Origin of the sequence: Phytopseudomonas daroniae (genome assembly GCF_004327285.1) — a bacterium.
GTDB lineage: Bacteria > Pseudomonadota > Gammaproteobacteria > Pseudomonadales > Pseudomonadaceae > Aquipseudomonas > Aquipseudomonas daroniae.
This window is the reverse complement of sequence record NZ_QJUI01000015.1, coordinates 75885-96384: the sequence shown is the minus strand read 5'-3', so window position 1 is coordinate 96384 and position 20500 is coordinate 75885. Positions and strand designations below refer to the sequence as shown.

Genomic DNA, 20500 nt, shown 5'->3' with positions numbered 1-20500 from the left:
TGCCGGCCATCCTGCCTGCTGCGTCCCTGAGCAGCGCCGCAGCCTGGCGTGGGAGGGGCTTTAGCCGCGATGGCCGATCGCCGCTGAAGCGCCTCCCACCAATGGGTGCCCGCTGGCCTGCGATCCGATCAGGTTCTGAAACGCCCTACCAGGCCATTCAACTCACCGGACAGCGACTCCAGACGTTGTGAGTCACTGCGCGCCGAGTGCGCCAGTTCTTCGACCAGTTGCGCATCGGTGTGGATCTGCGCGATGTGCCGGTTGATGTCCTCGGCGACCTGGTGCTGCTCTTCGGCTGCGGTGGCGATCTGGCTGTTCTGATCGCGGATCTCGTCCACCGAGGTACGGATCTGCTCGAAGCTGTCGCGGGCCTGCTGAATACGCTCGACGCTCTGCTGCGACATGCTCAGGCTGCTCTGCATCTGCTTGGTCACGTCCTGGGTGCGCTTGGCCAGCCCGCCGAGCAGGCTGTCGATCTCACCGGTGGAGTCGGCAGTGCGCTTGGCCAGGGCGCGCACTTCGTCGGCGACCACGGCGAAACCACGACCCTGTTCACCTGCACGTGCGGCCTCGATGGCGGCGTTGAGGGCCAGCAGGTTGGTCTGCTCGGCGATGGAGCGGATGGTGTCGAGGATGGCGTTGATGTTCTTGCTGTCCTGCTCCAGCACCTGCATGGCCTGGGCCGACTTCTGCAAGTTTTCGCTCAGGCGCGAGACGCTGCCGGTGGCTTCGTCGATCTGCAACTGACCGTCATGCACCTGACGCTGGCCGGAGTCGGCCGAGGAGGCTGCCTGGCTGCAGGAGCGGGCCACTTCGTTGGCGGTGGCGACCATCTCGTTGAAGGCGGTGGAAACCAGCTCCACGGCTTCGCGCTGACGGCCGGCGGCGTCGTTCATGTCGCGGGCGACGCGGGTACTGGCGTCGGAGGCGGTCTGCAGATCCGCCGAGGCGCTGCCGATGCGTTGCACCAGGGTGCGGATGGCGCCGAGGAACTGGTTGAACCAGCGTGCCAGCAGGGCGGTTTCGTCGTTGCCGCGTACATCCAGGTTACGGGTCAGGTCACCTTCGCCCTGGGCGATGCCTTCCAGGCCGCCGGCCACGCTGCGGATCGGCCGCACGATAAGGCCGGCGAAACTGGCACCGACGATGGCGAACAGCACAGCCAGCACGGCGGCGATGATCGCGATCTGCCAGGTCAGGCTGGTGGCCTTGGCCATCACTTCGCTGCGTTCGATCAGACCAACGAAACGCCAGCCGAGGGTCTGCGATGACCAGACGTTGGCCATGTACGGCACGCCCTCCAGCTCCACTTCGACCAGGCCTTGTTCGACCTTGGCCAGCTCGGCGTAGCCGCCGCCCAGTTCACTGAGCAGCTTGAAGTTGTGCGAGGCATCGCGCGGGTCGACGAGTACGTTGCCGTTGTTTTCCAGCAGCATCAGATAGCCGCTCTCGCCGAGCTTGATCTGTTTGACCAGGTCGGTGAGCTGCTTGAGCGACACGTCCAGGCCGAGCACGCCGGCCGGCTGGCCCTGGGCATTGGCGATGGTGCGCACGGTGCCCATCAGCACGACGTCATCCGGCGCCCAGTAGTAGGCCGAGGTGCGCACCGTCCTGCCTGGCGCGGCCATGGCCGCCTGGTACCAGGGGCGTACGCGCGGGTCGTAGTTGCTCAGGCCCGGATCGTCCGGCCAGATCGCGTAACCGCCGTCCGGCTGGCCGACCGAGAGATAGGCGGTGGTCGGATGGCTGGCGGCGAACTGGGTGAACATCTGCAGCAGCGCCTGGTTGGCTGGCGGCAGCGGGGTCTGTGCGGCATCGACGCCGCTGTAGTTCTTCAGGGCATCGGCCTCGACCACCAGGGGGCTCTTGGCCAGGTACTCGACGTTCTGCGCGATGGCGTCGAAGAACTGATTCATGGCGTTCTCGATCTGGCGGATCTCCCGGCTGCTGCTGTCGAGGAAGTTGTCCTGCGCCTGGGCACGCAGATTGACCACCACCACGACGGCGACCAGCACGACGGGCACACAGGCGATGGCCGCGAAGGCCCAGGTGAGTTTCTGTTTGATGTTCACGGCTGTTCCTGCTCGAGCGAGAGAAGTTGTTTTTGCAGCGGGAGGCAGTAGAAGAAAAACCTTCAGGGCCTGTGCCGGCCTGTAAATATCGAATCGGCGGAGGGCAGATAAACTTGAAGGGTATTTGCTATGCCGACCGCTTCTTCAGGAGCTGGCAGGTTCGGTGCCATGTAGAAAGCGACAGGTTGCAGGAATATCAGGGCTTGTTCGCTGAACTGGTGGCTTTAGGGTAAGTAATCAAGCGATAAGCTGAGGGCCGCCTCATTGTGTGCAGGTATGACAGACGCCTGATCAGCGTGAGTGTTGGAAAAGGCTGACAGCCGCGTCAGGGACTGCTTGGGCATGACATCCCATGCCTGCAAGTGAAGAACCATAGGGAATTACTACGATTGCGCGGTGCTCCTGCGCTCGCGTCTGCCGGCATGGATGAACACCACCACGAACAGTGCGCTGAGCAGTAGCACGATGGTCGGGCCAGGTGCGCTGTCGATGAAAAAGCTCAGGTACACGCCGCCGAGTGCGGCGCCGACAGCGATGCCTACGGCGGTGAACAGCATGGCGCCCATGGTGCGGGTGAGCAGGAAGGCGATGGCGCCGGGGGCGATCAGCAGCGCCACGGTGAGCACGATGCCGATGGCCTTGAGCGCGCCGACGATGGTCAGCGACATCACCGCCAGCAAGCCATAGTGCAGCAGGCGCACCGGCAGGCCGACGGTGCGTGCCTGCACCGGGTCGAAGGCATGCAGCAGCAGGTCGCGCCACTTCAGGCCGATGAAGGCGGTGACCGCCAGGGCGATCAGCCCGCTTTCCAGCAGATCCGCCCAGCCGATGCCGAGCATGTCGCCAAACAGGATGTGATCCAGATGCACGTCGCTGTGAATCTGCGTGTACAGCAGCAGGCCGAGGCCGAACATGCCGGAGAACACCACGCCCATCAGGGTGTCCTGCTTGATCCGGCTGTTTTCCTTGAGATAGCCCGTGGCGATGGCGCACAACATGCCGGCCACGAAGGCGCCGAGCGAGTAGGGCAGGCCGACGATATAGGCGATGACCACGCCGGGAAACACCGCGTGGGCGGTGGCGTCACCCATCAGCGCCCAGCCCTTGAGCACCAGAAAGCACGACAGCAGCGCGGCGGGAATGGCCACCAGCACGGCGATCAGCAGGGCGTATTGCATGAAGTCGATTTGCAGCGGCTGCAGCAGCATCTCCATGGTCACATCTCCAGTCGCGCCTGGGCGGCGCGGCGGCGGGCGGCGAGCAGGCCATGCTTGGGTGCGAAACAGAAGGCCAGCAGGAACACGCCGGTCTGCAGCACGATGATGATCGCCCCGGTAGCGCCATCGAGAAAGTAGCTGGCGTAAGCACCGATGAAACTGCTCAGGCCACCAATGCAGGCCGCGATCAGCAGCAGCCGCTCGAACCGGTCGCTGAGCAGGTAGGCGGTGGCGCCTGGAGTGACGACTATGGCGATGACCAGAAAGGCACCGACGGTCTGCATCGCCGCCACCGTGCAGGCCGACAGCAGGATGAAGAAGATCGCCTTGAGGCGCGTCGGGCTGAGGCCGATGGAGCGGGCGTGGTTTTCGTCGAAGAACACCACCATCAGATCTTTCCAGCGCACTGCCAGCACGGCCATGGTGATGCCGGCGATGAGCAGTAACTGCAGCGTGTCACCGGGTGTGATGGCGAGTATGTTGCCGAGCACGATGGTCTGGATGTTCACCGAGGTCGGTGACAGCGACACCATGAACAGCCCGAGGCCGAAGAACGACGAGAAGATCAGGCCGATGATCACGTCTTCCTTGAGCTTGCTGCGCTGATTGAGGAACAGCATGGCACCCGCCGCCAGAGTACCGGCGCCGAAGGCGCCGAGGGCGAAGGGCAGACCGAGCATGTAGGCCCCGGCGACGCCGGGCACGATGGAATGAGCCAGGGCGTCGCCGATCAGCGACCAGCCCTTGAGCATCAAATACACCGACAACAGCGCGCAGACCATACCGACCAGGGTCGAGACCCACATGGCATTGACCATGTAGCCGTAGGAAAAGGGTTCGAGCAGGATGTGCACTATTGATCCTTTTCGTCGACGCGACCGCGGATGGTCGACTTGCCGTCGTAGAGCACCAGCGGGCGTTCGTCGTCGGTGATGATGCCGATCAATGGCGATTTGCGATCGTGCCCTTCACCGGGCAGTTCGAAGTGGCGCAGCACGCCGCCAAAGGTGCGCTCCAGGTTTTCCCGGGTGAACACCGATTGGGTCGGGCCGTAGGCGAGCACGGTGCTCGCCAGCAGCACGGTACGGTCGCAGAACTCCGGCACGCTGCCCAGGTTGTGGGTGGAGACCAGCATCACCCGGCCTTCGTCGCGCAGTTCGCCGAGCAGCCGCACGATGGCGTCCTCGGTTTTCACGTCGACCCCGGTGAAGGGTTCGTCGAGGAGGATCACCCGCGAATCCTGGGCCAGAGCGCGAGCGAGGAACACGCGCTTTTTCTGGCCGCCGGACAGCTCGCCGATCTGCCGCTTGCGTAGCTCGCTCATGCCGACCCGTGCCAGGGCAGCGTCCACGGCCTCACGATCGGCGGCGCGCGGCCGCCGCAGCATGCCCATGTGGCCATAGCGGCCCATCATCACCACGTCTTCGACCAGCACCGGAAAATTCCAGTCGACGTCTTCGCTTTGCGGCACGTAGGCGATCAGGTTGCGTTTGAGGGCGTCGTGCACCGGCATGCCGAGTACGCTGATGCTGCCCTGCGCCAGGCGCACGAAACCCATGATGGCCTTGAACAGCGTCGACTTGCCGCTGCCGTTGACGCCCACCAGGGCGGTGATGCTGCCGCCGGGGCTGCTGAAGCTGGCATCACGCAGGGCGGTATGACCATTGCGGTAAGTGACGCTGATGCGTTCGACGCGGATGCCGTCGAGGCTGTCCTGATTCTGCAGACTGTCTTGCATCACTCGGCCAGCCCGTCAGCAATGGTCTGCGAGGTGACGCGCAGCAGGTCGAGGTAGGTCGGTACCGGGCCGTCCGGCTCGCTGAGGGAATCGACATACAGCACGCCGCCGTATTTGGCGCCGGTTTCACGAGCCACCTGCTGGGCCGGCGAGGCGGAAATGGTGCTTTCACTGAATACCGCGGGAATCTGGTTGGCCCTGACCGCATCGATCACCTTGCGAACCTGCTGCGGCGTGCCCTGCTGATCCGCGTTGATCGGCCACAGGTACAGCTCCTTGAGGCCGAAGTCCCGCGCCAGGTAGCTGAATGCGCCTTCGCTGGAAACCAGCCAGCGACGGTTTTCCGGAATCGTCTGCAGGCGCTCGCGAATCGGCGTTATCGTGGCCTGGATGCGCGCCTTGTAGGTCTCGGCGTTGGCCTTGTAGGTCTCGGCATTGGCGGCATCGTGCTCGACCAGGGCATCGCGGATGTTGTCGATGTAGATCATCGCCGAGTCCGGCGACATCCAGGCATGCGGGTTGGGTTTGCCGCTGTACGGGCCTTCGGCGATGCCGATCGGTTCGATGCCCTCGCTGAGGGTCACCGCGGGCACGCCTTGCAGGCGCTGCAGGAAACGCTCGAACCACAGTTCCAGGCTCATGCCGTTGCGCAGGATCAACTGGGCGTCGCGGGCCTTGAGGATGTCGCCTGGCGTCGGCTGGTAATTGTGGATCTCCGCGCCGGGCTTGGTGATCGATTCGACCACCGCTGCATCGCCGGCCACCTGGCGGGCCATGTCGGCGAGAACGGTGAAGGTGGTGACGACCTTGAACTTGCCTTCGGCGGTGGCCAGTTGCGGCAGCAGGATCAGGAGAAGGGCGGCGAGCAGGGGAGCGCAGGTGCGCGAGCGGATCCGATTGAGCATCTTCATCCTCGTATGGTTTGACCGATCAAATCACCGGGATGGTCGTTCCCCCCGGACAGGGCTGCCACTCTAGCGACAAAATGCCGTTAATGAAAACTATTGGCATTAGAGATTTGTTTTCGATGCTTTCCGTCTGATGCTGTGCGAGGCGGATGCGTTCAGCATAGCTGTTGGGGCGTATGCATGTGAGCGGTCGGGTGGTCGGCAGGTTCCGCCAAGTGGGTCATTTGCTGCGAGGGGGTGAGGTGGGAATGTAAAACCCCGCGACTTGCGCGGGGTTTTGAGGGAGGTCAGCTGCCGCTCTTGATCTTCGTCCAGGCGCGGGTGCGTACCCGTTCGACTTTCTGCGGCAGGGGCTCGACGCCGTAGAGGGTTTTCTGCGCTTCGGCGGTTGGGGTCAGATCCGCGTTTTCGCTGATCGCCTTGTCGACCAGCAGCATGGAGTCCTTGTTCGGATTCGGGTAGCCGAGAAAGTCGCTGATCGGTGCGATCACCTTGGGGTCGAGCAGGTTGTCGAGGAACTCATGGGCTTCCTCGACGTTCTTGGCGCTGACCGGAATGGCGAAGGTGTCGAACCAGATCGGTGCGCCTTCTTTCGGTAGGCGCCATTCGACCACCACGCCATTGCCGGCTTCCTTGGCGCGGTTGGCGAACTGATAGAAGCTGCCCGAATAGCCGATGGCCACGCAGATGTCGCCGTTGGCGATATCGGTCATGTACTTGGCCGAGTGGAAGTAGGTGACGTACGGGCGGATGCTCATCATCAGTTCGGTGGCCTTGTCGTAGTCCGCCGGATTGGTGCTGTTGGGCGGCAGGCCCAGGTAGTGCAGGGCCAGGGGCAGGATCTCGTTGGGCGCATCGAGCATGGCGACGCCGCAGCGCTTGAGCTTTTCCATGTTCTCGGGCTTGAACACCAGATCCCAGCTGTCCACGGGCGCGTCGGCCCCCAGTGCCGCCTTGACCTTGTCCGGGTTGAAGCCGATCAGCACGGTGCCATACATGTAGGGCACGCCGTACTGGTTGCCGGGGTCATTGGTCTCCAGCAGTTTGAGCAGTGCCGGGTCGAGGTGCTTCCAGTTGGGCAGCTTGCTCTTGTCGAGCTTCTGGAACACGCCGGCCTTGATCTGCGTGTCGAGGAACATGTTGGACGGCACCACCAGATCGTAACCCGAGTTGCCGGTGAGCAGCTTGGCTTCCAGCGCCTCGTTGGTTTCGAAGGTGTCCCAGATCAGCTTGATACCGCTTTTCTGCTGAAAGTCCTTGAGGGTCTGCGGCAGGATGTAGTCGGCCCAGTTGTAGACCCGCAGTTCCCGCGCTTCGACCATGGCACTGCCGAATAGCAGGGCCGCCCCGCAGAGGGCGGTGCCGAACAGACTGTGGAGGTTTTTCATCGTTATGTGCTCCGTTGCATGCGTAGTTGTCGGCAGTAGGCTCAGGCGCCCTCGAAACCTTCCAGTACGTTCACCGCGTTGACGCCGATTTCCTCGACGGCATAGCCCCCTTCCATCACGAACAGGGTGGGTTTGCCGAGGCGGGCGATGCGTTCGCCCATGCGCAGGTAGTCGGGGCTGTCGAGTTTGAACTGGGAAATCGGGTCTTCCTTGAAGGTGTCCACGCCCAGGGACACCACGATCACGTCCGCCGCGTAATCGTCGATACGCGCGCAGGCGCTTTCCAGTGCTGCGCTCCATTGCTCCCAGGCACTGCCGGAAGCCAGCGGCAGGTTGAGGTTGAAGCCTTCGCCGGCACCTTCGCCAAGCTCGTCGCGGTAGCCGAGGAAGAACGGGAATTCGAAGGCCGGGTGGCCGTGGATGGAGACGAACAGCACGTCGCTGCGGTCGTAGAAGATCGACTGGGTGCCGTTGCCGTGGTGATAGTCCACGTCGAGGATGGCGACCCGCTTGCAACCCTGATCCAGAAAGGCCTGGGCGGCGATAGCGGCATTGTTCAGGTAGCAGTAGCCGCCCATCAGATCCGCGGCGGCATGGTGACCGGGCGGACGGCACAGGGCGAAGGCACTGTTGGCACCATCACTGATCAGCTTCTGCCCGGTAAGGGCGACCTGAGCGGCACTCCAGGCGGCTTGCCAGGTGCCGGCGGTGATCGGTGCGCCGCCGTCGAAACTGTAATAACCCAGCTGGCCATGCAGGTTGTCCGGCACCACGCTGCGCAGGGTACGGGCGGGCCAGGTGAAGGGCATCAGGTCGCCGTCGCGGCCCATGGCCGCCCAGCGTGCCCAGGCGCCTTGGAAAAAATCCAGGTAGCCGCGGTCGTGGATGCGTTCGATCGGTGCTCGACCGAAGTCGCTCGGCTCGATGACGTCACCGAGTTTCTGCTGGCGCACCCGGGCCAGCACATGGTCGGCCCGCGAGGGCATTTCGAAACAGGGCTTGAGCTCCCCGTCGATGATTTCGCAGCGACCGTGATGCAGGTGATGGTCATCGCTGTAGATCGTACGCATGGCTGACTCTCCGACTTGGGCACCTGCATTCTTGGCCGGAGTCTGGCATCGGTGAAATGAGCGCAATGGCCAAAAGGGGATAGATGTGGCCACGAAATGGCGCGTGGCCGATCCGTATCGGTGCAGGTTCTAGACGCCGGCAGGGCGCCGATAGCGGCTTGGCGAGGTACCGCTCCAGCGCTGGAAGGCGTGGCGGAAACTGGCGGTTTCGCTGTAGCCGAGCTCCTCGGCGATACGGGCGATGGGCAGCCGCTCCTGCCCCAACAAGCGTCGCGCCTGTTCGAAGCGCAGCTCATCGAGCAGGGTCTGGTAGCTGGTGCCGACTTCCTGCAACTGCCGGCGCAGGGTGCGCGACGAGCAGCGTAGCTGGCGGGCCAACCCGTCCAGGCCCGGCGCCATTGGCAACTGGCTGGCGAGCAACTGGCGTACGCGGGAAATCAGCGCCAGGTGGGAAATGAATTCGCGGTTCAGTTGGCGGCAGCGCTCCAGGGTGTCGCGGTGAGTCACCGGGTCAGCCAGCGGCAAGCGTCGATCCAGCCACTGGCTGTCGAAAACGATGGCGTTATCGGCGGCATTGAAACGCACCGGGCAGGCGAAGTCCCGCGTGTACTGGCGTTGGTAGCGCGGCGCGCGATGGGTGAAGCGGGCCGCTTCGAGCGGCAGGGTGCGACCGAGCAGGTCGTCGCAGATCAGCTTCAGCGAGGCCAGGCAGAACTCGGTGTTGAAGGTCGCCAGCTCGGGCGTATCGCGGTAATGGCTGGCCTCGATCCAGGCATGCATACCGTCGCGCCGCAGGCGCAGATCGAAAAGGGTGCCGAGCAGTGCGGGAAAGCTGAAGGCTACTTCCAGCGCATCGCCCAGGGTCGAGGCCGAGAGCAGACTGAACCCCAGCAAGCCATAGGACGACACATGCATGCGCCGGCCGAGCAACAGACCGAGATCCTGGCGCTTGCCGGTGGCGTTGCGGAACACCTGGCGCTCCTGGGCGATGCTGATGCGCATCTCGGGGCGTTGCAGGTCTGCGGTGTCGATGCCACTGCCGTTCAGCAAGTCATCTGCAGCACAGTCGCCGTTCTGGCAGAGGGTATCGAGAGCCAGGACGACGGCATGCAAGGTGGTCAGGTGGGAGTGCAGCATGGGGGCACGCCTTCTCGGGACAGACCTGAGAGTGAGGCAATAAGCGTGCCTTGTGCGTCGGCAAGGCTCGCCCCTTGAGTCCGGGAGTGTCGGGCGATACCACGCTTGGCGGATGTGGGAGAAGGTAACGTGCCCTCGGCTTCGCAAGCGTCAGGTGGGGATCAAACGTCCGTCTCCCGGGTGTTGCTGCGCTCGGCCTGGATTATGCCAAGACAGTTTTCGGCAAGTCGCTTCGCCGTTGAAGGATCGTCAAAGCGCCACGAAAAGCAGGAATGCCCCGAGTATCAGGCGATAGATCACGAACGGCAGCATGCCGATGCGATCCAGGGCGGCCAGGAACAGTTTGATGCACAGGAACGCCGAGACGAACGACAGGCCGGTGCCCCAGGCGATATCGCCCCAATGCGCGCCATTGCCTTCCTGCACCAGGTGAGCGGCCTTGAGCCCGCCGGCGGCGAGAATCAGCGGAATCGACAGCAGGAAGGAAAAGCGCGCGGCGCTCTGGCGGTCGAAGCCCAGCATCAGTGCGGCGGTCATGGTGATGCCCGAGCGCGAGGTGCCGGGAATCAGTGCGAGCATCTGCGCCAAGCCGATCAGCAGCGCCTGACGCCAGGTCATGCGGCTCATGTCGGCATCACGGCTGCCTTTGGCATCGGCCCACCACAGCACCAGGCCGAAGACGATGGTGGTGGTGCCGATCACCAGCATCGAGCGGGTGTACTGCTCGATCACCGATTCGAAGAGCAAACCGGCCAGCGCTGCTGGAACGGTCGCCAGGATGATCATCCAGCCCATGCGGCTTTCCGGGGTGACCCGGCTGTGCAGCACATGGCCCAGCCAGCCCTGCACGATGGCAACGATCTGTTGGCGAAAGGCGAGGATCACCGCCATCAGCGTGCCCACGTGTACGGCGACGTCGAAGGCCTGGCCCTGATCTTCCCAGCCCAGCAATTGCGAGGGCAGGATCAGGTGAGCGGAGGAGGACACAGGGAGGAATTCGGTGACGCCCTGGATGAGCGACAGGATGAGCAGATGGAGCCAGTCCATGGGTTTCCTTATGAGGGAGTGAGCGAGCGCGGACTGCGGGTATGACCCGGCGAGAGCTGTTTCTCTCCGCGCCGCAGGTCAATTCCTTGAAAATTGCCTGCATTCTAGACATGCCAGTCGTCTCCAGACCAGTTCCCTGGGCGGCGTGTGACGCTGTCGCTGGCCCTGGGATTTGCTATCGTGTGCGCCCCATGGCCGGGTGCCCTCGGTCGATGCCTTCTGCAGACTCTCGAGATTCCTCCGCATGCAATCCGCAGTATCGTCGGCCTCTGGCCGGCCCTTGACCCGTAGCGATTACAAGACTCTGTCCCTGTCTGCCCTGGGCGGCGCGCTGGAGTTCTACGATTTCATCATCTACGTGTTCTTCGCCACCATAGTCGGCAAGCTGTTCTTCCCGCCGGACATGCCCGACTGGCTGCGCATGCTGCAGACCTTCGGCATCTTCGCCGCGGGCTATCTGGCGCGTCCGCTGGGCGGCATCGTCATGGCGCATTTCGGCGACCTGATCGGGCGCAAGCGGATGTTCACCCTGAGCATCCTGATGATGGCGGTGCCGACGCTGATCATGGGCCTGCTGCCGACCTACGCGCAGATTGGCATTCTTGCGCCGCTGCTGTTGCTGCTGATGCGCATGATCCAGGGCGCCGCGATCGGTGGTGAAGTGCCGGGCGCCTGGGTGTTCGTCTCCGAGCACGTACCGGCGCGCTACATCGGTTACGCCTGCGGCACGCTGACCTGCGGCCTGACCGTCGGCATTCTGCTTGGCTCGCTGATGGCCACGCTGATCAACAGCGTCTACACCGAGCAGGAAGTGCTCGACTGGGCCTGGCGTCTGCCGTTCCTGCTCGGCGGCGTGTTCGGCCTGTTCGCGGTGTACCTGCGCCAGTGGCTGCACGAAACGCCGGTGTTCACCGAGCTGCAGCAACGCAAGGCATTGTCCGAGGAGCTGCCGCTGAAAACCGTGGTGCGTGATCATCGCCGCGGCGTAGTGGTGTCGATGTTGCTGACCTGGCTGCTGTCGGCCGGTATCGTGGTGGCGATCCTGATGACGCCGACTTTCCTGCAGACCTTCTATGGATTCGATGCCGTCACGGCGCTCCAGGCCAACAGCCTGGCCATCGTCATGCTGAGCATCGGTTGCATCGTCAGCGGCGCGCTGTGCGACCGCGTCGGTGCCGGCCGCGTATTGGTGGTTGGCTGTAGCGCGCTGGCGGTCGTCGTCTGGCTGTTCTACAGCGGCCTGCACGCCAACCCGCATTGGCTGTTCCCGCTGTACGCGCTGGTCGGCCTGTTCGTCGGCACCATCGGCGCGGTACCTTTCGTGATGGTCAATTCCTTTCCACCGCGGGTGCGCTTCAGCGGGCTGTCGTTCTCCTACAACATGTCTTACGCGGTGTTCGGCGGCCTGACGCCGGTAACCGTCTCGCTGCTGGTGAAGTGGAGCCCGCTGGCCCCGGCTTACTACCTGATTGCGCTGTGCGGGGTGGGAATCGCCGTCGGGTTGAGCTTGCTGCGCACGGGTCGATGAGACGACTATTCCGTTCCACCCGGCTGAGCCGGTATGGTGCGCACACGATCAAAATGCTACGGAGAAGCCCATGAGCCTTTACGGCGATTACGATTCGCAGAACATCTTCGCCAAGATCATTCGTGGCGAGATGCCCTGCTACAAGCTGTATGAAGACGAAGACGTGTTGGTGTTCCTCGACCTGTTCCCGCAGTCTTTCGGGCACACGCTGGTGATCCCCAAACGCGCCGAAGCCCGCAATATCCTGGAAGTCGACGCCGATAACCTGGTCAAGCTGACCCTGGCCGTACAGAAGGTCGCCCGCGTGCTGGCTGACGAGCTCAAGCCCGACGGCGTGCAGATCGCCCAGTTCAACGGCGCACCGGCAGGGCAGACGGTGTATCACATCCATGTGCACGTGATTCCGCGCTTTACCGAACAGGGTTTGCAGCAGCACGCCAGCGGCAAGGCCGATCCTGCCGAGCTGGAGAAGCTACAGGCCAGACTGGTGAAACGTTTCCAGAGCGCTTGATGGTATGGGCGGCGATGCACTACAGCGGATCGCCGCCCGGCCCGCCAATGCTCTGTAAGACTGTAGGGTGGACAACGCTCTTCTTGTCCACCATTGCGCTCGACGCCATCCTAAAAAAGCGGCCACTTCACGGCTTCAGCCGCCGTCGTTTCAGCCACTGGCTCAACCATTCGTAGCCGCTGACCATCAGGATACCGCTGAGCACCAGCAGGGCGCCGGCGATGAAGTTGGCTTCCAGTGGTTCGTCGAGCAGCCACACGCCGAAGACGATGCCGAACATGGGCGTCATGAACGACAGCACGCCGAGCCGCGAGGCCAGGTAGTTGCGCAGCAGCCAGAACCAGGCCAGGAAGCTCGCAAAGGATACCAACAGTGCCTGGAATGCCAGACCACCCAGCGCCACCGGCGTGGGGTTGAAGTGCAGTTGATCGGTCAGGGTGCAGACCAGCATCAGCAGCAGAAAACCGCCAAGCAACTGGTACAGCAGCGTTTGCGTGACCGGCGCGGTGGACAGCCGCGAGCAGCGCACCACCACCGTAGTGGCGCCCCAGGCCATGGCGCCGAGCAGGCCGAGGATGTCGCCGAACATCTGCTGGCTGGTGTCTCGCGTCTCGAGGTCGGGTGCGCGCCCGGCGAAGGACACCACGATGCCGACAAAGGCCACGGTGATACCTAGCCACTGCAAGGGTTTCAGGCGCTCGGCAGGCAGTCGCCAATGCAACCCGAGCGCGGCGAAGATCGGCGCTGTGTAGAGGAAGATCACCATATGCGAAGCGCTGGTATGGCGCAGGCCTTCGCCGACCAGCATGAACTCCAGGGCGAACAGAAAACCGACCATCAGGCCTGGGCGCCAGTTGCCTTCGCGCAGTGACAGGCCGTCGCGCCGCCACAACATCAGCAGCGCCACCAGTACGGCGGCAACGCCCGAGCGCAGGGCGAGCATCAGCGTCGGTGAAACGTCATCGGCTGCCGCCTTGAGCACCACCTGCTGCATGCCCCAGATCATGCACAGGATGACCATCATTGCACCGGCCAGTCCGTCGATGTTCTTGCGCGTGTCCATGGGGAAGCCTGGCAGTGGAATGGGTCACCATTATGGTGCTGGCGATTTCTACTGATATAGTTCGAAACCGACAGTGCATAGCGGTTATCCGCCAGTAAGCGATGAAGACCGACTCTCCTCTGCTGCAGATCCCTCCGTTCAACGATGCGCTACCGACGCCGCTGTTCTTTCGCACGGCCAGTGTGCCGGCACACGCCACCTACCCGCGCCATCGCCACGCCTGGGGAGAGTTCGTCTATGCCTTCAGTGGCGTCATGGAAATCGAGGTCGCCGGGCGTCACTACCTGGCGCCGCCACAATACGGCATCTGGTTGCCACCGGATCTTGAACACATCGGTTTCAATCGGCAGGAGGCCTGCCATTGCTCCGTATACGTCGCCCCCGAGCACTGCGTCGAATTGCCTGCTGAGCCCTGTGCTCTGAGTCTGAGCCCGCTGGTGCGTGCCTTGCTCGACGACCTGCGCGAGTCGCCGCCCGATGCCACGCGCCAGGCCGAGAACGAGCGACAGTTGCAACTGCTGCTCGACAAGCTGGCGCGGGCGCCCAAGGTCGGCAGCTACCTGCCCAGCTCCAGCGACCCGCTGCTGGAGCCGGTGCTGCGACAGCTGACCGCTAACCCCGCCGACCCCCGTTCGCTGGCGCAACTGGCCAGCCTGTCCAATACCACCGAGCGCACCCTGATGCGCCGATGCCAGCGCGACCTGGGCATGTCCTTCGCGCAATGGCGTCAGCGCCTCAGGGTCGTGGCAGCGCTGGCGCAACTGGAGCGCGGGCGTACGGTGGAGGCCATCGCCCTGGATCTGGGCTACAGCAGCGCGTCGGCGTTCATCGGCATGTTCCGCCGCCTGATGGGGGTGTCGCCCGATGAATACCGCAAGGGCAACCTGCCGCGGCAGCAGTAGCAGGCCGGCAGCAAATATCCCGGTGAGCGTCGCCAGGATTTATGGCACTGTCATGGCATTGTGCTGGTCATACCCGACACTTCACTGTGATTCCCATGGAGGGAACCCATGCGTTCGATCTTCGCCGTGTTGCCCTTGCTGGCTTTGGCCGGCTGCTCTTCGTATCAGGCCGATCCCGATAAGGTCACGGCTGTACCTGCCGAGCGTCTGCTGGCCTATCAGGCACCGGTCAGTGGTGGCGGTGAGGTGGTGGTCAACCGTGATCTGGGCTTGATGGGCGGCGGCTGCTACGTTGCCGTGCTGGTCGATCGCAAGATCGCGGCGCGCATCGCGGTGGGCGAGGAGGCACGCTTTCAGGTGCCCGCCGGTAACCGCATTCTCGGTATCACCGCCGATACCCAGGACGACACCCTGTGTGGCAAGGGGCGCCTGAATCGTGAGGTGGCGGTAAAGGTCGAGGCCGGTGGCAGCACGGATCTGCGTATCGTCAGCCAGAATCGAGGTGGTTTCGATATCAGGCCTGTCCAGCCCAAATAAGCACTGTTCGTCAGTCCGTCCGAGGTCTGAATAGGTAGAATCCGGGGCTTGATTTGTCAGGTAAGGGACAGCCGAGTGAAGGATTCACCCATTGCAATCGTTGGGGCGGGTACTGCCGGGTTGGCGACTGCCACCTTGCTGGCGCGCCAGGGTTGGTCGGTCGAGGTGCTCGAGCGTGTGCCGCAGCTACAGCCGGTGGGTGCCGGTATCTTGTTGCAGCCCTCCGGCCTGGCGGTGCTGCGCGAGCTCGAACTGCTCGATGAGTGCACCGGGTTGGGCGCCCCCGTCGCTCGCCTGTTCGGCACCTCGGCCTGTGCCGAGCGGGTAATTCTCGATACCCGTTATCAACACTGGCAACCCGGTAGCCATGGTTTGGGTATCCACCGTGGCGTGCTGATGACGGCCTTGCTCGAGGCCGCCAGAGGGGCGGGCGTGACGATCCGTACCGGTGTTTCCATTCGGCGTTTCCAGCAATCGCCACAAGGCGTTGCCCTGATCGGCGAAGATGCTCAGGGCGGCGAACAGCCGTACGGCGATTACGCAGCGCTGATCCTGGCCGATGGCACTCGTTCGCAATTGCGCGGGCAGATGCAGGTACGCCAATGGATCAAACCCTACCCCTGGGGAGCGCTGTGGAGCATCGTGCCCACCCCCGAAGCAGCTGACTCCACCGATCTGCGCCAATGGTACCGCGGGTGCTCGCAGATGTTCGGCATCATGCCGACCGGGCGCACTCATCAGGCACGACAATTCTTGTTGAGCAGCCTGTTCTGGAGCCTGCCGACAGCGGCTTATCCGGCCTGGCGCGATGCCGGATTACCCACCTGGAAGGCCAGTGTCGAGCGACTTGCCGGGCCTCAGGTCGAAGCTTTCCTGGCGCCTATCGAAGCCCCCGAACAACTGGCCCTGGCCACTTATGCCGATGTGCGCATGCAGAGCTGGCATGATGGCCGGGTATTGGCCATTGGCGATTGCGCCCATGCCATGAGCCCGCAACTGGGGCAGGGCGCGAATATGGCCCTGGTGGATGCGGCAGCCCTGGCCACGGCGCTGAAACCGACTCTGGCCAGCGATGCACCACCTGACTGGTCGGCGGTGTTCGCCGGCTACGCCGCTACTCGCCACCAGCACCTGCGTTACTACCGCCAGGCCAGTCGCCTGCTGACGCCGCTGTTCCAGTCCGACAGTACCGCCCTGGCTGTGCTGCGTGACAGCGCACTGTTCCTCGCCCGGCATCTGCCCATGGGCCGCAGCCATGCCGTCACTACCCTGGTTGGCGGGCGTACCGGCTGGCTGTTCGGGCGAAGCAGCGATTCCTCGCTGCATGCCTGGCGGCGCGATGACGAATCTTAGTGACGGGTTTCGCGATGGGCGGGTGACGCGGTGTTTATGTTTACCGTTGGCTGGATCTTCCAGGCCCAGAAGAAGATCAGCAGGCCGATAACTGCGGTTGCCGCGCCGATATACCCCGTCGATGTCCAGCCGAATCCGGCGCTGATCGCCAGGCCGCCGAGCCACGGGCCCAGGGCGTTGGCGATATTGAATGCGGCGTGGTTGGAGGCTGCCGCCAGGGTCTGGGCGCCGGCGGCCACATCCATCAGGTGTGTCTGCAGGGCAGGCGACAGGGCGGCGATGGTACCCAGGGCGAGGATCGCTGGCAGCATCGTCCAGATCGAATGCGTGGCGGCGGGCAGTGCCAGCAGCACCAGTGCGCTCCACAGCAGAATCCAGGCGACCGACTTGAATTGCAGGCGGTCGAACAGCCAGCCGCCCACCATATTGCCGAGAATGCAGCCGACGCCGAATACGGCCATGGTGACCGGAATCATGCCCGGACTGACCTGGGTAACTTCCAGCAGGGTCGGCGCCATGTAGCTGAACACGCAGAACATCCCCGCGAAACCGATGGAGCCGATACCGAGTGCCAGCCAGATGGGGGCGCGGTTGAAGGCGCGCAGCTCGTTGATCGGGCTGCTGCGAACTTCATTACGATCAATCGGCAGGAAGATGGCGACCATCGCCACGGTCAGCAGGGCGATCACGCTGACCAGAGCGAATGCATAACGCCAGCTGATACTCTGGCCCAGCCAGGTGGCCAGCGGGTTGCCGATCAGAATGGCCACGCTCAGCCCCATCAGCACGCGGCTTACCGCCTTGGCGCGCTTGTGGGGCGGCGCCATGGAGGCGGCGACCAGCATGGCGACACCGAAGTAGGCCCCATGCGGCAGCCCGGCGAAGAAGCGGAACACCAGCAGCGAGGAGTAATCGGGCGCCAGGGCGCTGGCGAGGTTGCCAACGGCGAAGACGCCCATCAGCAACAGCAGCAGGTTCTTGCGCAGCAGGCGTGAGCCGAGCAGGGCCAGAATGGGCGCTCCCACCACCACGCCAAGGGCGTAGCTGCTGATCACATGGCCGACCTGCGGCTCGCTGACGCCCAGATCCTGAGCCACGTTGGGCATCAACCCCATGATCGAAAATTCACTGGTGCCGATGGCGAAACCGCCAAGCGCCAGAGCCAGTTCGATCAGCAGGATCGCCCCGGCGCTCAGACGCGGGGTGTCGTGGGCTGGGCCACTCATGTGTCTACCTCGATAACGTGCGGTGAATCCGGCGGAGCATTATTCACGCAATGTCGGGCTGAGAGAACCGCTTTATGTCGCGGCTTCGCTCAGTTACGCCTGATTCGTACGGTGCGAACCAAGCAAGACTGGGTGTGTCCGAAAGAGCGGGTTGTCTGGAGTCGATTCACCGCTGCTGCGGGCGATAAATACCCTCTCAGCGGGTTGCGGGGCGCGAAAATTTCAGATTATTGTTTTAAAAGGCTTTTTATATGGGTCGATTGACTCAGCTTATTGGATTGATGGTTTCAATCAATGGGCTCTTTGATCCATATCGGGCTACTATCCCTTCTGTAAATTTTTCAACCCTCCCAAGGAGTTCACTGATGTCTTTGATTAACACTCAAGTTCAGCCTTTCAAAGCCAACGCATTCCACAACGGCGAGTTCATCGAAGTCACCGAAGAAAGCCTGAAGGGCAAGTGGTCGGTACTGATCTTCATGCCGGCTGCCTTTACCTTCAACTGCCCGACCGAAATCGAAGACGCCGCCAACAACTACGAAGCCTTCCAGAAGGCCGGTACCGAGGTGTACATCGTCACCACCGATACCCACTTCTCGCACAAGGTATGGCACGAGACTTCCCCGGCAGTCGGCAAGGCCCAGTTCCCGCTGGTCGGCGACCCGACTCACCAACTGACCAACGCTTTCGGCGTACACATCGCTGAAGAAGGCCTGGCCCTGCGCGGCACCTTCCTGATCAACCCGGAAGGTGTGATCAAGACCGTCGAGATCCACTCCAACGAGATCGCTCGCGACGTTTCCGAGACCCTGCGCAAGCTGAAAGCTGCCCAGTACACCGCCGCTCACCCGGGCGAAGTCTGCCCGGCCAAGTGGAAAGAAGGTGAGAAGACCCTGGCTCCTTCCCTGGATCTGGTCGGCAAGATCTAAATCCGACCCGGAAGCCTCGCTTCCTGAAGGTCAGCAGCGGGGGTGTAACCCATCTCCACTGCTTCGACGCCCGGGCGTAACCCGTCCGGGCGTTTTATTGCCCGAATTTCGTCATTGAGGACATATATATGTTGGACGCCAATCTTAAAACCCAGTTGAAGGCTTACCTGGAAAAGGTCAGCCAGCCGTTCGAGATCGTCGCGTCCCTCGATGACAGCGACAAATCCCAGGAGCTCAAAGGCCTGCTCGACGACATCGTCAGCCTGACCGACAAGATCACCCTGAAGACCAATGGCACCGACGCCCGTGTGCCGTCGTTCGCCCTGAACCGCCCGAACGGCAACATCAGCCTGCGTTTCGCCGGCTTGCCGATGGGCCACGAGTTCACCTCGCTGGTGCTGGCCCTGCTGCAAGTGGGTGGCCACCCGTCGAAGCTGGCTGCTGAAGTGATCGAGCAGATCAGCAGCCTCGAAGGCGAATTCAACTTCGAGACCTACTTCTCGCTGTCCTGCCAGAACTGCCCGGACGTGGTGCAGGCGCTGAACCTGATGGCCGTGCTCAACCCGAACATCCGTCACGTCGCCATCGACGGCGCACTGTTCCAGGATGAAGTCGAGTCCCGTCAGATCATGTCGGTGCCGAGCATCTACCTGAACGGCGAACTGTTCGGCCAGGGCCGTATGGACGCCGAGCAGATCCTCGCCAAGATCGACACCGGTGCCGCTGCTCGCGATGCTGCCAAGCTGAACGACAAGGACGCCTTCGATGTGCTGGTCATTGGTGGTGGCCCAGCAGGTGCTGCGGCAGCCATCTACGCCGCCCGTAAAGGCATCCGCACCGGTGTCGCGGCCGAGCGCTTCGGTGGTCAGGTGCTGGACACCATGGCCATCGAGAACTTCATCTCGGTACAGGAAACCGAAGGCCCGAAACTGGCCCGCGCCCTGGAAGAGCACGTCAGGCAGTACGACGTCGACATCATGAACCTGCAGCGTGCCAGCGCCCTGGTTCCGGCCAGCAGCGAAGGCGGCCTGCATGAAGTGAAGTTCGAGAGCGGCGCCAGCCTCAAGGCCAAGACCGTGATTCTGTCCACCGGCGCACGCTGGAGAGAGATGAACGTGCCGGGCGAGAAGGAATACCGCAACAAGGGCGTGGCTTACTGCCCGCACTGCGACGGCCCGCTGTTCAAGGGCAAGCGCGTGGCGGTAGTCGGCGGCGGCAACTCCGGTGTGGAAGCGGCCATCGACCTGGCCGGTATCGTCGCCCAGGTCACCCTGCTGGAGTTCGACAGCAAGCTGCGTGCTGACGCAGTACTGCAGAAGAAACTCTACAGCCTGCCCAACGTCAAGGTAATCACCAGCGCCCTGACCAGCGAAGTGAAGGGCGATGGCCAGAAGGTCACCGGCCTGGTCTACAAGGATCGCAACTCCGACGAGTTCGTCCCGGTAGAGCTGGAAGGCATCTTCGTACAGATCGGCCTGCTGCCGAACTCCGAATGGCTGAAAGGCTCGGTCGAACTGTCGGATCGCGGCGAAATCATCGTCGACGCCCGTGGCGAAACCTCGCTGCCCGGCATCTTCGCGGCTGGCGATGTGACTACCGTGCCGTACAAGCAGATCGTCATCGCCATGGGCGAGGGCTCGAAAGCGTCACTGAGTGCCTTCGATCACCTGATCCGCAGCTGATGCGCTGAGCCAGAAGTACAAAAGGCGGGCCCTTGTGGCCCGCCTTTTTCATAATTGCCAAGCGCTGCATTTGTAGGAGCCCGCTTGCGGGCGATTGGTGGTTTCGCTGCCGATCACGATGGAGAACCACTATCGCATCGCCGGCAAGCCGGCTCCTACAGGGTGGCAGCCGCACAACGATGGCAGACGCTA

18 protein-coding genes are annotated in these 20500 nt (G+C 63.1%); 7 read left to right on the top strand and 11 right to left on the bottom strand.

Annotated features, from left to right (window positions below):
* Positions 1-128 precede the first annotated feature (128 nt).
* The 9 genes from DNK06_RS17645 to DNK06_RS17605 all read right to left on the bottom strand — a co-directional run bounded on the left by DNK06_RS17645 (position 129) and on the right by DNK06_RS17605 (position 10577).
* Positions 129-2072, bottom strand: coding sequence for a methyl-accepting chemotaxis protein (locus DNK06_RS17645; protein WP_131181308.1), 1944 nt, complete (start codon positions 2070-2072; stop codon positions 129-131).
* A 383-nt stretch (positions 2073-2455) separates the two neighbouring features.
* Positions 2456-3286, bottom strand: a complete 831-nt coding sequence (locus tag DNK06_RS17640; RefSeq protein WP_131181307.1) for a metal ABC transporter permease — start codon at positions 3284-3286, stop codon at positions 2456-2458.
* Between the two features lie 2 nt (positions 3287-3288).
* Complete coding sequence (locus tag DNK06_RS17635) at positions 3289-4143, bottom strand: metal ABC transporter permease (RefSeq protein ID WP_165493660.1); 855 nt, start codon at positions 4141-4143, stop codon at positions 3289-3291.
* Complete coding sequence (locus DNK06_RS17630) at positions 4143-5027, bottom strand: manganese/iron ABC transporter ATP-binding protein (protein ID WP_131181305.1); 885 nt, start codon at positions 5025-5027, stop codon at positions 4143-4145. The genes DNK06_RS17635 and DNK06_RS17630 overlap by 1 nt, the downstream gene beginning before the upstream one ends.
* Positions 5027-5932, bottom strand: coding sequence for a metal ABC transporter substrate-binding protein (locus DNK06_RS17625; protein ID WP_131181304.1), 906 nt, complete (start codon positions 5930-5932; stop codon positions 5027-5029). The genes DNK06_RS17630 and DNK06_RS17625 overlap by 1 nt, the downstream gene beginning before the upstream one ends.
* A gap of 290 nt (positions 5933-6222) precedes the next feature.
* The gene (locus DNK06_RS17620; RefSeq protein WP_423228066.1) at positions 6223-7257 is read right to left on the bottom strand and encodes a polyamine ABC transporter substrate-binding protein; all 1035 of its coding nucleotides are present in this window, start codon (positions 7255-7257) and stop codon (positions 6223-6225) included.
* A 107-nt stretch (positions 7258-7364) separates the two neighbouring features.
* Entirely contained in the window at positions 7365-8393 is a 1029-nt protein-coding gene (locus DNK06_RS17615; protein WP_131181302.1) for a histone deacetylase family protein, read from the bottom strand.
* A 129-nt stretch (positions 8394-8522) separates the two neighbouring features.
* On the bottom strand, positions 8523-9530 hold the full coding sequence (locus DNK06_RS17610; protein ID WP_131181301.1) for an AraC family transcriptional regulator: 1008 nt from the start codon (positions 9528-9530) through the stop codon (positions 8523-8525).
* Positions 9531-9779: 249 nt separating this feature from the next.
* Entirely contained in the window at positions 9780-10577 is a 798-nt protein-coding gene (locus DNK06_RS17605) for an undecaprenyl-diphosphate phosphatase (RefSeq protein WP_131181300.1), read from the bottom strand.
* 244 nt (positions 10578-10821) lie between these two features.
* On the opposite strand from DNK06_RS17605, the gene DNK06_RS17600 reads away from it, so the two are divergent.
* Both DNK06_RS17600 and DNK06_RS17595 read left to right on the top strand, forming a co-directional pair.
* On the top strand, positions 10822-12105 hold the full coding sequence (locus tag DNK06_RS17600) for an MFS transporter (protein WP_131181299.1): 1284 nt from the start codon (positions 10822-10824) through the stop codon (positions 12103-12105).
* Between the two features lie 70 nt (positions 12106-12175).
* Positions 12176-12616, top strand: a complete 441-nt coding sequence (locus DNK06_RS17595; protein ID WP_131181298.1) for an HIT family protein — start codon at positions 12176-12178, stop codon at positions 12614-12616.
* Positions 12617-12743: 127 nt separating this feature from the next.
* Here the strand turns inward: DNK06_RS17595 and DNK06_RS17590 are convergent, their stop codons facing one another.
* Positions 12744-13679: a DMT family transporter gene (locus DNK06_RS17590; RefSeq protein ID WP_131181297.1), complete on the bottom strand. Its 936-nt coding sequence runs from the start codon at positions 13677-13679 to the stop codon at positions 12744-12746.
* Positions 13680-13780: 101 nt separating this feature from the next.
* Between DNK06_RS17590 and DNK06_RS17585 the strand changes: the two genes are divergently transcribed.
* From DNK06_RS17585 to DNK06_RS17575, 3 genes are all read left to right on the top strand, one after another.
* Positions 13781-14581: an AraC family transcriptional regulator gene (locus DNK06_RS17585; protein WP_131181296.1), complete on the top strand. Its 801-nt coding sequence runs from the start codon at positions 13781-13783 to the stop codon at positions 14579-14581.
* A gap of 108 nt (positions 14582-14689) precedes the next feature.
* Complete coding sequence (locus tag DNK06_RS17580; protein WP_131181295.1) at positions 14690-15118, top strand: 3-isopropylmalate dehydratase; 429 nt, start codon at positions 14690-14692, stop codon at positions 15116-15118.
* 75 nt (positions 15119-15193) lie between these two features.
* Positions 15194-16471, top strand: coding sequence for an FAD-dependent oxidoreductase (locus DNK06_RS17575; protein WP_131181294.1), 1278 nt, complete (start codon positions 15194-15196; stop codon positions 16469-16471).
* On the opposite strand, the gene DNK06_RS17570 is transcribed toward DNK06_RS17575, so the two are convergent.
* Positions 16468-17697: an MFS transporter gene (locus tag DNK06_RS17570; RefSeq protein ID WP_131181293.1), complete on the bottom strand. Its 1230-nt coding sequence runs from the start codon at positions 17695-17697 to the stop codon at positions 16468-16470. The genes DNK06_RS17575 and DNK06_RS17570 overlap by 4 nt on opposite strands.
* Positions 17698-18062: 365 nt before the next feature.
* Between DNK06_RS17570 and ahpC the strand changes: the two genes are divergently transcribed.
* Both ahpC and ahpF read left to right on the top strand, forming a co-directional pair.
* The gene (ahpC, locus tag DNK06_RS17565; RefSeq protein ID WP_131181292.1) at positions 18063-18626 is read left to right on the top strand and encodes an alkyl hydroperoxide reductase subunit C; all 564 of its coding nucleotides are present in this window, start codon (positions 18063-18065) and stop codon (positions 18624-18626) included.
* Positions 18627-18754: 128 nt separating this feature from the next.
* On the top strand, positions 18755-20308 hold the full coding sequence (gene ahpF / locus DNK06_RS17560) for an alkyl hydroperoxide reductase subunit F (RefSeq protein ID WP_131181291.1): 1554 nt from the start codon (positions 18755-18757) through the stop codon (positions 20306-20308).
* Positions 20309-20500 lie beyond the last annotated feature (192 nt).